Genomic DNA, 12,046 nt, shown 5'->3' with positions numbered 1-12,046 from the left:
GTTGTGGGAGAAGGCCGCGCATACAACTTCGCCGACGCCCAGAAAGCGGCCGAGAAGGACGTCGACAGCCAGATGCCGCCGGGCCGCCACAAGCGGCACTGCCATGTGATCAAGTGAAAGGAAGTGATCCAGTAGCGTGAGTAGCTATCTGGTTGCCCAGCTGTACTGCACAGCGGTGCAGGCGGACTCCGTTCGAGCAGCCGCCACGGCTGAGCTGACGAAGTACACGGAGTTCGGTCAGGCTCAGATCGTGCTGAAGCAAGAGGCCGAGACCGATTACGAGATGCATCTCAACTGGGCCCGGGAACATCCCGGCCAGGCCTCCGGTGACCGCGCCTACTACCTGTTGGAGATGACCTCACCAGTCGATATACCGAAATCACTCTTGCGTGAAGCGGAAGACACCATCACCGACTGGATCGGCTCGACCTACAACGACGGTGACACCATCGAGGTCCCGTGGGCAAGTCGCGCAGGTACCACACTGCACGCCTGACCCGGCAAGCAAATGGTAAGGGGCGGCATCCGTGCGGATGCCGCCCCTTACCACGCTGCTCAGTAACCGCGTACCGGATCCGGCTACCGAGTTGGGTCACTTATCGGCGGTCAGAAATCGCCCGGATGTTCGGTAAGATTTCTTGTCGAAAACGTCAAGAAAACTGGTCGCGTCAAGTAAACATGTCTCATGACGTTCTACGAACTCACTATCCACGAAACCCTGCCGGCCGGAACCGATATCGCCGACATCCTCGCCGACCCGACCACCACCAACCGCACCCTGTTCGCGGTCCTGACCACCTACCGCCACACCCGCATCAACCGGGAGACCGTGGCCCGGATCGACGCCCGAGAGGTTTACGCCGACGTTCCGGAGCGCGCGGCCGTAGCCCGCGAACGATTCCTGGCCGGGATCGCCGACCACGCCACCGTCACCCCAGCCCAGGCACTGGAGGTCAACCGGAAACTGGTCGACCAACTCACCGGCACCCGCTGGCAGCTCATGCAGGACGCCCGAGAAGCGGGAGACTCCTGGACCGCCATCGGCGCCGCGCTCGGCATGACCAAGCAGGGCGCGCTGGACTGGTACCAGCGCAAGATCGGCGAGCAGGAGCGCTACACCGGAAAATTCCACGACGCGGACCGGGCCCGCGCCGTCGTCGACGACACCGCCGAGGAGTCGTGATGACCGACCACGTCCACCACGGAGTTCGCCAGGCCGGATGGGACGGTGTCGTACTCCCCGAGACGAAGGTCAGCGACTACACCGTGTATCCGGTGGTCGCCATCGATACGCAGGTGTGGGCCGACCGCACGACTGCGGGGCAGCGACCCGAACTCGACAGGTCATTGGCGGAATCTGATGTCGCCGACGTGCTTGACATCCGGCATCGGTGACAGCTCGACGGTGCGTGACGCGGCAGGTCAGGGGATCTTGTGGCCAATTGCCCGCAGCACCTCCGAGAGCCACACCAGGTGGTATCCGATGGCTCCATCCGGATCGGACAGCAGATCCGTGAGATGTCCCCACGACCACGAGAGTTGGCCCAGCGTCAGGTCGGACGGAGTGTTGTAGACCTCGTACAACTCATCCTCTCCAATGGACCAGAAATAGTCTTGATCCAGATCAACGGTGTCGCCATCAGTGGCCGCCGCGACATGATCCATGAGCAGGTCGATGGTTCTACGCAGCTCAGTTAGGGATACGTGCAGTTGCCACTCGGTCATGAGCACGATCATCCCCGGACCCGGATACTGCCCTGAAACCGGCATGAGCGGATACTCCGTCGGCACGCCCAGCCGACGAGACACGCTCGTAAGCGGCGTCAGATTCCGCCGACACCAGAGGCTTCAGCGTCGCCGACCCGGTGTCAGGATTCACCGATCAACGACGTCCAGATTCTCCGTCCTAACCACCCGCGGTACGGCTCGTGCAGCCTGGCAACAGGACTGATTCGGCGGCACTACCGCTACGCCCATATCCGCCCGATTTTCGGCGAATGCTACGGCGACCCCCAGGGCCGTAGTGGGTCGCTATCTGCGGCAACTGCTTAGCGTGACTTTTCTCGTGGATGTTCCCGAGCCCCCTGATCGATCTTGGCCTGAACCGTCAGGGTGTCAGGGTGGTCGGGTCCGAGGGTCCGCTGGCTGGCCTCCGCGAGAGATCAGGTGTTCCGCTTCTTGATCGGCCACGGTGGCCAGATCGCTCGGCGCCTTCTCTGTGATCTCTTCGGCGGCCATCGGGGCCGGATCGCGATCGCGGCGGCCTCGACCAGGACTTGCGTCACCTCATCGATCACGTCGTGAGGCCAGTCCGCCGGCCGCGCGCCATATTCGAGCAGCCATTTCGCCACTCCATTGACCCAGCAGCGCCCGCGCCGGACTGGGCTGCTCGGCCTCGGCCGACCGGGCACCGATCGCCTCGGTCAGATGCCCCTGCGGATCCCAATCCAGGGCAAACACGCGGCGACCCTGCTCGGCCAGTGTCGCGCTCAAGTTGATGGTGTCGACTGTCTTGCCGACGCCACCTTTCTGATTCGCAACCGCATAGATGCGCACAGCAGGACGTTACTGGTCACTGCGCCCATACCGAGGTGTAGACACGTCTTACTTGTGTATGGAGCGTGTATGGGCACCCGTACTTGTCCATACCTCAATGTCTCGGACGTGCCCGCATCATCTTGATAGGAGACATCATTTCGATGGGGACACATCACGAATTCGGCGACCAGTTGGTGCCGCATTACATCACGGCCCGGTTCGGGAACTCCTGGATGTGTTCACCGATTTCCATCGGCCGCCGACGCGGCCCAGACCCCACCGGCACCGGTCAGCAGGCGGCACGGCTCCGTACCATCCGGCGCGACCGAATTCCGAGCGCCGGTCCGGTGATCCGCGATCCCGCCCCACAGATCCACCACCGCACGGCCGTCGACGAACACTGCCACCGCGGCCCCGAGATCCCTGCCCGCCGCCAGGTTCGCCGCGAAGACCTCGCGAACCGCGGCGAAAGCCGGGTCGGCATGCCCCTCCACTGTCACACGCATTATTAGAACACGTTCTCGTTTTGCTGGGTCTTGCTCCGGCTCAGTGCCCGACGAACGCCTCCGCCAACCACCACGCGCCACCGTCGCTGGTGATCTTCGCGTCGAGTACCAGCGGCCGGGCCCGGCCCGTGCGCCGGTACTGCTCGACCCACTCGCGTACCGGGGCGAGATCGGCGACCGAACCGACGGTGACGCCGGTAGCGCCGAACCCTTCGGCCATGGCCGCGATATCGGTTTCGGGGAAGGTGACGGTGCCGTGGTCGGCGGCGGTGAAATGGTGCACCTCGGCGCCGTAGACGGAGTCGTTGTAGACGATCACCACCAGCGGAATCGCGCAGCGCACCGCCGTTTCCAGTTCGGCGATCGCCATGAGGAACCCGCCGTCGCCGGTGCCGAGCACCGGGAGCCGGTCGGGCCGGGCGAAGGCCGCACCGATCGCGGTGCCCAGGCCGAGGCCGATCGACTGGAACGCCTGGGTGAAACAGAATCCGTTCTCGTCGGGCACCGACAGATGGGTGGCGGGGTAGCCCATGAAGTTCCCCGAGTCGATCGAGACGATCCGCTGCGCCGGCAGGATCTCGTCGAGCGCGATCGTGAGAGCCCGGGGATCGACCCGCTCGCCGGTGGACGAGTCGTCCACCGGAACGTCTCGCCAGCGACCCGTGCGGGCGATGCGGGCCGCCACCTCGGCGGTGCGGTAGCCGCTCACCTGCCGCGCCCCGGAACGCCCCAATTCCGCCAGTACGTCCCGGGCGGTCGCCGCGCAATCGCCGAGTACCCCGAGATCGACCGGGCGGTGCGCGCCGATGGCGTCGATATCGTCGTCGACCTGCACCACCCGGGTGCCGGGCCCGATCAGGCGGCCGTGCCGCATCGTCCACATGTTCAGCGCACAACCCCAGCCGACCACGAGATCGGCGCCCGCGATCAACTCGGCGCTGGTCGGCGACGAGAAACCTCCCGAAATCCCCAGCGAGAACTCGTCTTCGGCGAAGAGTCCGTTCGCGACGGCCGAGGTGGCCACCAGCGCACCGCAGGCCTGCGCCAGGGTGGCGATCGGGGATCCGGCGTGGCGGGCGCCGCGTCCCGCCACGAAGACCGGCTTGCGCGCACCGCGCAGCGCCTCCGCCAACTGCGCCACCGCCTCGGCGCCGGGCCGGACCGGCGACAACGGCGCCCCGGCCGCGACGGGCCCGGTCGCGGTGGCCGGGGCGGCGGCGACGTCGATCGCCACATTGAGGACCACGGTGCGGCGCCGGGCGACCGCTGTCCGGAAGGCCCGCGTCACATCGGCGACCGCCGTCTGCGCCGAGAACACCCGCTCACTCACCGCGCCCACACTGCGCGCCAGAGCTTCCTGGTCCACCCGGAAATTGGACCGCAGTGCCGCCGCCGGACTGTCCGCGGCCAGCACGATCATCGGGGTACGGCTCTTGGCGGCCTCACCGATCCCGGTCATCGCGTTGGTCAGCCCACAGCCCTGGTGCAGTGACAGCACCCCGACCCGCCCCGACATCCGCGTGTAAGCGTCGGCCATACTCGCCGCGCCGCCCTCATGCCGCGCCGCCGTGAACGGCACACCACCGCGGCGGAGTGCGTTGGTCATCACGAAATTGCCGCTGCCCACGACTCCGAAGCAGTGCCCGGCGCCGAGATCGGCCAGCACCCCGCCCACCACATCGGCGACGGTCGGACCGTAGCCGGAGGAGCCGTGCGCGGTCATGCCGCGCCGGCCCGGTCGAGCACCGCGAGCACCCGCGACGGGCTGCCGGTGCCGCCGACGATCGGCAGCGGACACACCACCAGCATCGCGCCCACCGCGGGGAGCCGGCCGAGATTGCGCAGCGAGGTGAGGCCGTATTTGTCGTGGCCGAGGAAGTAGTGGTGCAGCGGGAACGCCGGGTCGAACCCGCCGGCCAGACCGGCGTCTACACCCACGGTTTCCACCCCGAGCCCGGTCAGGCCCCGCTCGGTGGCCAGCCAGCGCGCACAGTCGACCGCCACCCCCGGCGTATGCGAACCCGTCTCGTCGGCATTGAGGAACTCGGCCTCGGAACCGCCGCGCGCCTCCCAGCCGGTGCGCAGCAGCAGCCACATCCCCTCGGTCAACCGGCCGTACCGCTGCTCCCACGCCTGCACCTCGGCGATCGTGAGCAGATGGTCCGGGTCGGCGGCCACCTCGGCGGTCAGGTCCAGGACGGCGGCCGGGCCGATGAGCCGGCGGACCGGGATCTGTGACACATCGTCACCGTCGCGGCCGGTGACCCAGTGCACCGGGGCATCGAGGTGGGTGCCGATATGTTCCCCGGTGTGGATGTTGTTGTGCCGCCATAACGGGCCCGGCTCGTTGTAGGCGCTGACCTCCTCGAGACTGAAATCGATCAGATTGGCGAACGGTTCGGGCAGCCGCAGGGCCGGCGTGGAACTGCTCAGCGGTGTGGTCAGATCGATCACTTCCAGCCGCCCGTCGGCGAGGGCGGCGAGGAAGGCGGGGAGTACCGAGGTCTCGGGGTTGCTCATGCCGGCACCCTATTCCGGTTTTCCGCGGTGCGGCGGTCCCACACGAGGGCCGCGGTGGGCCGGTGAGCCCTGATTGACACCCGGGACGGGCCGATGACAATGTGATGATCTCGAACACCCGATCCGGCCCAAGGGGAGCGCGCGATGATCACACTCTCGTCCGGAGTGTTGATCAATTGGGAAGGACTCACGGGTCAGAGCAAGTTCGTCGTCGATCTGATCAGTTTCCCGATATTCAGCGCGGCGGCCGGTTGGCTCACCAACTGGACCGGTGTGCTGATGCTGTTCTGGCCGCTGCTTTTCCGCGGTATCCGGATTCCGGGGCTCGACGTGCTGTATCCCTATCTGCCGCGGCGGGTCCAGGTGCTGCCGACTTTTTCCGAGGACGGGTCCCGGCTGGGTTTCCAGGGTTTCATTCCGGCACGCGCCGAGAAGATGGCCAGTATCTGTGTGGACAAAGCCCTGCTGCGAATCGGTAGCCCCCGGGATTTCATCCACGAACTGGATCTCGACGGTATCGCCGACTATGTCGCGGCCCTGGCCCGAAAACAGGTCAAGAGCATTGTCGACGAGGTGATGAACCGGGAGAACCCGGATCTGTGGAATGCCGTGCCCCGGGCGATGCGGCAACTGATCTATCAGCGGGTGGAACGGGAACTGCCCGAGCTCACCGGCCGGGCGTTCGATTCCCTCGGCGACAATGTCGATCAGCTCATCGACGTGAAGGGTTTCGTGATCCGGTATCTGCAGGAGAATCCGCAGATCCTCAAGGACCTCACCACCACCATCGCGGCGCCGGAACTGAAGTTCATGGTCCGCATCGGCCTGCTCGGCGCCCCGTTCGGGCTGCTGCTCGCGCTCTACCTGCACATCCACTCCGATATTCCGGTGTGGGGTTGGGTTCCGTCCTGGGTGATCGTGCTGGCGGCCTCGGCGCTCATCGGTGTCGTGGTGAACATCATCGCCGTGCGGGTGGTGTTCACCCCCGGCGATCCGCAACCCCGCTACAAATACATCTGGAAACAGGCGCTGCTGGCGAAACGGCAGCCGCAGGCGGCCACCGATCTGGCCCATATCCTCGCCTACCAGGTGCTCACCCTGCCCAACCTGTCCAACGAGTTGCTCAACGGCCCCAACGGCGACAAGACCCGGCTGCTGCTCGAACAGCTCATCTCCGATGAAATCCACCGCCAGCTCGGCCGCACCACCTCGGTGGTGCGGGCCGCGTTCGGGCGGCGGCAGTTCGACAATCTGAAGGTCGGGGCGGCGGGCGCGGCGGTCGGGCTGGCGCCCTCGCTGGTGGAGGATGCCGATTTCATCCGGGAGCAGGCCGAGAACATCGACGAGTTCGCGGCCCGCAAGCTCCAGCAGCTGACACCCGGTGAATTCATGGAGATGTTCTACGCCTCGGTCGAACAGGACGCCTGGCTGCTCTACCTGCACGGTGCCGCGCTCGGGCTGCTGGTCGGCGCCACCCATCTGCTGATCTTCGGCTGGTAGTCGCTCGCGGACACCCGTTCCGCTCGCACAGGCCGCGAACTTCCGGAGCCGGAGCCCGTCAAATACAAGCAGGCATGCTTGTATTTTTTCCGTGCCGCTGGAATGCTGATTTCCGCGCCGACGTGCGCGGTACGGAGATGAGGGAACCGATGGCCGATCTGGACGCGTTGCTCCGCGACCTCGCCGCGGAAGGCGCCGAGCTCGAGGCACTGGTCGCCGAGCTGCCGCCGTCGGACTGGGCCCGGCCCACTCCGGCCGCGGGCTGGACCCTCGCCCACCAGATCGGCCACCTCGCCTGGACCGACGAGGTCGCCACGCTGGCCGCCACCGATGCCCGGACCGGCGGCCGCGCCTTCACCGACCTGCTGACCGCGGCCGCGGCGCGGGTGACGACCTTCGTCGACGAGGCCGCCGCCGAAGCCGCCACCGCCTCACCATCGGAACTCCTCGAACGCTGGCGGCGCGGCCGGGCCGAACTCGCCGCGGCATTGCGCGCGGTCCCTGCGGATGCAAAGGTGCCGTGGTTCGGACCGCCCATGCGCCCGGGGTCGATGGCCACCGCCCGGCTCATGGAGACCTGGGCACACGGCCAGGACGTCGCGGACGCGCTCGGGGTCCGACGCGAACCGACCGACCGGCTCCGCTCGGTGGCCCATATCGGTGTGCGCACCAGGGATTTCGCCTACACCGTCCGGGAGCTGCCGGTACCCGCTACGGAGTTCCGGGTCGAACTGCGCGCACCCTCGGGTCAGCTGTGGTCGTGGGGACCGGTGGAGGCTCCCGAACGGGTCACCGGCCCGGCGCTCGACTTCTGCCTCCTGGTGACCCAGCGCCGGCATCCGGACGATCTGGCGCTGCGGACGACGGGCGCGGAAGCGGCACGGTGGCTGACCATCGCCCAAGCCTTCGCCGGCCCACCGGGCAGCGGGCGGGAACCGGCCGGAAAGGGCTGACAGCGCCGGCGAGCGTCACACCAGGTTCCCGGGACAGCCGGACATCGTTGGCCGGATAGATCATCACGGCAGTTGAGTACAGCGCTCGCCGGCTGGTGATAGGTACCCCCGGGGGCGGGTCCCGAAACCCGGCAACGGTCACGGATCGGCACCCTCGCTCCCGCACGAGCGAGGCCGCTGTGACGCTCGTCTCGAGTGTTCAGGGCACTTGTTCTCCGGCCGCCCCGCCCTCACCAGTCCTGATACGCTCGGCGAACGTTTCGGCGCTGCGTCACAGCCGGTGTCCAACGGCTATCGAATCCTCATCGGCCTTAAATAAACCGGAAAGTTATAGTACTTTTATCGGGCAGCCGTGGAGGGAGGGCCCGTGGGCTTCATCAAATACGCGAGCGACGTAACGGCGCCGATCACCGTTGCCTTCGCCTATGCCGACGATCCCCTGACCATCCCGAACTGGATGGTGGGGGCCGCCGGGATCACCCGGTGCGGCGATCCGGAACGCGGTATCGGAGCGAAGTACGAGATCGGCTACCGGCTCGGCCCCTGGCGTCCCGTCCTGCACTGCGAGGTCGCCGAGCACCGTCAGGACGCGGTGCTGGGCTACACCCTCACCGGCCCCTTCACCGCCCGGCTGACACTGCGATTCGACCCGCTCGGCCGCGGCCGCTCGGTACTGACCTCCGAACTCGACTTTCCCGCTTCCAAGGGATTCGCCGCCGCGCTACGTGAACGGCCGCGCGCCGCACTGCTGCGCCGCGCACTGCGGCGCAGCGAATCACGATTGCGCAGGGCGATAGAGGAATTCCACGGTACCGACCTTGTCGGCCGACTTGCGTAGGGTACTCCCATGATCATCGTGAGTACCGACGGATCGTGTCTGCGCAACCCCGGCGGAGCGATCGGCTGGGCGTGGGTGGACCACGCGGGTGGCGCGGAAAGCGGCGGCGAGGCATCGGGTACCAATCAGATCGCCGAGTTACGTGCCGTCCTGGAGGCGATCCGGGCCCACCCCGGATCGGATCCGCTACTCATCGAAAGCGATTCGCTGTACGCGATCAAATGCGCGTCCGAATGGCTGCCGAACTGGCGCAACAACGGCTGGCGCACCTCGAGCGGGTCCGCGGTCAAGAACGTCGAGCTCATCCGGGAAATAGACCATGCCATCGCGGGCCGTCCCGGACCGGTGCGGTTCCGCTGGGTGCGTGGGCATGTCGGTAACTATTTCAACGAACAGGCCGATGCACTGGCCGGAGCCGCGGCACGAAAAGCTGCGGCCACATCGACCGTAGCGACCCGGACCGTCACCCGGGTCGCCCCCGAAACCTCCGCAGCAGCGAGGAAGGCTGCGGAACCGGCGGTTGTACCGACCGCCGACTACGCGACAACAGCGCAGGCGCTCCACCTGTTCTGATTCCCGTCCGGGGTCGGAGCGCCCGCGCTGTTGTCGTCGTAGTACCGATAGATCCGGATACCAACCGAATAGCCTCCGGCGGTGGTGGCTCGACCCACCGCCGGAGGCGCCCGGATTGCGTGGCCTGCTTCTACCTCGACATATTCCGAATTCGAAGCCCTCGGGGTCGCACTCGGTTTCCGATATTCCTCGCTCCGGCGTGCCCGAGATGTGCCCACGAACGTGCGAATTTCGGAGCGGTCACGCCCGGAACAGCGCGATCGTCAGCCAGGTCAGTGTAAAAGCGAGCAAGACCAAGGCGACGTCGTGGCCCGTCACAGCTGCACGACCGGCCAGCGATGCCCGCGCGGATAGACGCGGACCGGAGTCACCAGCGCGGCGACGTCGGTGATCGCATGCCGTACCGCGTCCGCGTGCCCGAACGAGGGAACAACAACCGCAGCCGCGCCGTGTTCCATGACTGCGCCCGAGAGAATCAGCGCACTCGCGAGCGGTCCGGTATCCAAGCGCACCGTCCACACGATCCGGAAACCGTACTTCTCGGCGACACGGTAGACGTCGATCCCTTCGCCGTAGATGTCTCTGCGGATCAACCCGATCGCTCTGGGCAACTCGCCGGTCATGCTGCACCCCTTCGTCCCCTGCTGTTGGTGTGGAGCACTCCGGGCGAGCGTCGCGATATCACCTTTCGCCGGGTGCTGAATCGAGCATCGCCCGAATCAAACTGCACCCGAGACACATTCGCGTCCACACCTGTCCACAACCGCGCTATGGTGCACAGATGGAACCCGGTGCACTGTTGCGTGCCGCTCGGGAGGCCGCGGGGATCTCGCTACGCGTCATGGCCGAGCGCACCTACTACGGAAAGACCTACCTAGCCCTTATAGAAACCGGCCGACGGCCGGTGCCCGGCGGCGTCGTCACGGCCTACGAGCGCGTCCTCGGCGCGGACCTGGGGCGGCTGACCGCGGCGGTGCGGCGGCCGGCGAGCGTGGACTCCGCCGCGCTCTCCGAGGTTGCGGTGATGCTGGCGGCCATGCGCCGGATCGAAGATGCGGCCGGAGCGGTGACGGTGCTCCCCGCGGTGCGGGGCATCGCGAACATGACCGAGAGTTTCGTCCGAGAGGGAAGCACGGACCGGGCTGCGGCCACATCGCTGGCATCGGAGGTCACCCAATACCGGGGATGGCTCGAGCACGCGATCGGCGCCGATACCACCGCACGACGCACCCTGGGGGTGGCGGTCGCGCTTGCCGAGGAATCCCGGGACCCGGACCGCCTCGCACACAGTCTGGGTTTCCTCGGCTATGTGACCGTTAGCGCCGGAGGTTACAGCGAAGTTCTCGCATTGTCCGACGCCGCGCTGGCAGTAACCGATGCGCACCCCCTCATCCGGGCGTACGGGCGGATGCGCCGGGCCGAGTTACTGGCCGCGCAGGGCGCGAAGCGGGAAGCGGAACACGCGCTCGTGCTCGCCGACGCTGTGGCCGAGGAAGCGGACAATAACGAGCCGTCTGCGTCGATGTACTGGTGGAGTCAGGGGTTTGGAGCCGTGCAGCGCGGCGGTGTCCTGTCGATGCTGGGGCACAAGGCTGCCGCGGTTGAGGAGGCATCTCGAGGACTGGCGGCGATGCCGAGCGAGCACCGGGGTACGGAGTGGTTGGCCTCAGCACTGCGCCGCGTAGACCCGGACATGGGCGACCGGGCGTAGGCCTATCTCGAGCGCGCCGATCGCGCGCACCCTCAACCGTAGGCCAGTTGGCCCGCAAAGCTTCAGGGAGCCCGCACCGATTGTCCAGGCGTCTTGCCCTTGCGCATTCCGGCGGGGGCGGCCCTTCCGTAGTGCGGTCATGCCGATCTCAACCGGACCGACTACCTCTGTAGCCCGGACAGGGTTGGCTGCGTAGTCGTCGGCCATATGTTCGTAGTCGGCGGCGCCCGGGGTCTTCCGGGCGCCTCGCATCAGTTACCCGGCTGCGGGGCGGGCTGTCCGCCTTCGGGGGCGACCGGCGCGGGGCCGGCCGGTGCGGGCTGTCCACCCTGACCACCGATACCCGCGAGCATGGCCAGTTCCCACTGGTTCACGATCCAGCGGTCGCCGTCCTTTTCCAGGCTCGCGGTCACCGCGATGTCCTGGCGCTTCGGTTCGGGGGTCACCGAATTCGTCTTCATGAGGCCGATATTGACGAGCACCTTCGCGGATTTCTCGTCACCGGACTGGAAACCGCAGGTCGCCTCGTCGACCCAGGATTTCACCTTGGATTCGGTGAGCAGCTGGCGCAGGACATCCCAGTTCTGTTCCAGCGAGGACACCACATCGTCGGTGGCGCCGTCCTTCATGGCCTGCATGAATCCGTCCAGGTCGCCCTGGTAGTCATAGGTGTTGGTCGCGCGGGCGAAATCGCATGCGGCGCGGGTGGACTGGTCCTGGGCGGCGAGCTCTGCGCGGTTCTGCTGGAACGCCCGGAAGTACACGACGCCGGCGGCGACCAGCGCCACCAGCACCACGCCCGCCACGAAGGCAGCCACCACCGGCAGCAGTCCGGACTTGTCGCCGGTGTCCGGTGCCGCGGTCTCGTTCTTGACCATAGCTTCGAGTCCTAACGTCTGTTCGTCTC

The 12,046-nt window shown here is 66.9% G+C and carries 15 protein-coding genes; 8 read left to right on the top strand and 7 right to left on the bottom strand.

Annotated features, from left to right (window positions below):
* Positions 1-136: 136 nt before the first annotated feature.
* The 3 genes from NF4_RS03170 (at position 137) to NF4_RS03160 (ending at position 1,395) form a co-directional block, all read left to right on the top strand.
* Entirely contained in the window at positions 137-496 is a 360-nt protein-coding gene (locus NF4_RS03170) for a hypothetical protein (protein ID WP_157119928.1), read from the top strand.
* Between the two features lie 189 nt (positions 497-685).
* Positions 686-1,183, top strand: coding sequence for a hypothetical protein (locus NF4_RS03165; RefSeq protein ID WP_063125795.1), 498 nt, complete (start codon positions 686-688; stop codon positions 1,181-1,183).
* Positions 1,183-1,395 (top strand): hypothetical protein, encoded by a 213-nt coding sequence (locus NF4_RS03160; protein WP_063125794.1) that lies wholly within the window; start codon positions 1,183-1,185, stop codon positions 1,393-1,395. Before NF4_RS03165 ends, NF4_RS03160 begins: the two co-directional genes overlap by 1 nt.
* 27 nt (positions 1,396-1,422) lie before the next feature.
* Here the strand turns inward: NF4_RS03160 and NF4_RS03155 are convergent, their stop codons facing one another.
* From NF4_RS03155 to NF4_RS03135, 5 genes are all read right to left on the bottom strand, one after another.
* Entirely contained in the window at positions 1,423-1,725 is a 303-nt protein-coding gene (locus NF4_RS03155; protein ID WP_157119926.1) for a hypothetical protein, read from the bottom strand.
* Between the two features lie 561 nt (positions 1,726-2,286).
* Positions 2,287-2,556, bottom strand: coding sequence for a ParA family protein (locus tag NF4_RS03150; protein WP_063125792.1), 270 nt, complete (start codon positions 2,554-2,556; stop codon positions 2,287-2,289).
* A 221-nt stretch (positions 2,557-2,777) separates the two neighbouring features.
* Positions 2,778-3,038, bottom strand: coding sequence for a hypothetical protein (locus NF4_RS38420; RefSeq protein WP_198165199.1), 261 nt, complete (start codon positions 3,036-3,038; stop codon positions 2,778-2,780).
* A 46-nt stretch (positions 3,039-3,084) separates the two neighbouring features.
* On the bottom strand, positions 3,085-4,767 hold the full coding sequence (locus NF4_RS03140) for a thiamine pyrophosphate-binding protein (RefSeq protein WP_063125790.1): 1,683 nt from the start codon (positions 4,765-4,767) through the stop codon (positions 3,085-3,087).
* On the bottom strand, positions 4,764-5,564 hold the full coding sequence (locus NF4_RS03135) for a cyclase family protein (RefSeq protein ID WP_063125789.1): 801 nt from the start codon (positions 5,562-5,564) through the stop codon (positions 4,764-4,766). The genes NF4_RS03140 and NF4_RS03135 overlap by 4 nt, the downstream gene beginning before the upstream one ends.
* A 144-nt stretch (positions 5,565-5,708) precedes the next feature.
* On the opposite strand from NF4_RS03135, the gene NF4_RS03130 reads away from it, so the two are divergent.
* From NF4_RS03130 to NF4_RS03115, 4 genes are all read left to right on the top strand, one after another.
* Complete coding sequence (locus tag NF4_RS03130; protein ID WP_063125788.1) at positions 5,709-7,064, top strand: DUF445 domain-containing protein; 1,356 nt, start codon at positions 5,709-5,711, stop codon at positions 7,062-7,064.
* A gap of 149 nt (positions 7,065-7,213) precedes the next feature.
* Positions 7,214-8,017, top strand: a complete 804-nt coding sequence (locus NF4_RS03125) for a TIGR03084 family metal-binding protein (protein ID WP_063125787.1) — start codon at positions 7,214-7,216, stop codon at positions 8,015-8,017.
* 367 nt (positions 8,018-8,384) lie between these two features.
* Positions 8,385-8,855, top strand: a complete 471-nt coding sequence (locus NF4_RS03120) for an SRPBCC family protein (RefSeq protein ID WP_063125786.1) — start codon at positions 8,385-8,387, stop codon at positions 8,853-8,855.
* A 9-nt stretch (positions 8,856-8,864) separates the two neighbouring features.
* Entirely contained in the window at positions 8,865-9,428 is a 564-nt protein-coding gene (locus tag NF4_RS03115; RefSeq protein ID WP_063125785.1) for a ribonuclease H family protein, read from the top strand.
* Positions 9,429-9,742: 314 nt separating this feature from the next.
* Here the strand turns inward: NF4_RS03115 and NF4_RS03110 are convergent, their stop codons facing one another.
* Entirely contained in the window at positions 9,743-10,051 is a 309-nt protein-coding gene (locus NF4_RS03110) for a hypothetical protein (protein ID WP_063125784.1), read from the bottom strand.
* 158 nt (positions 10,052-10,209) lie between these two features.
* Between NF4_RS03110 and NF4_RS03105 the strand changes: the two genes are divergently transcribed.
* The gene (locus NF4_RS03105; RefSeq protein WP_063125783.1) at positions 10,210-11,139 is read left to right on the top strand and encodes an NsdA family TPR-like regulatory protein; all 930 of its coding nucleotides are present in this window, start codon (positions 10,210-10,212) and stop codon (positions 11,137-11,139) included.
* Positions 11,140-11,390: 251 nt separating this feature from the next.
* On the opposite strand, the gene NF4_RS03100 is transcribed toward NF4_RS03105, so the two are convergent.
* A complete protein-coding gene (locus NF4_RS03100) occupies positions 11,391-12,017 on the bottom strand; it encodes a hypothetical protein (protein ID WP_063125782.1) in 627 nt (208 codons plus the stop codon).
* Positions 12,018-12,046: the final 29 nt, after the last annotated feature.

The sequence above is a fragment of the Nocardia fusca NBRC 14340 genome (assembly GCF_001618425.1).
Lineage (GTDB): Bacteria > Actinomycetota > Actinomycetes > Mycobacteriales > Mycobacteriaceae > Nocardia > Nocardia fusca.
The sequence above is the reverse complement of the archived record's forward strand: the minus strand, read 5'-3'. Positions and strand labels throughout refer to the sequence as shown.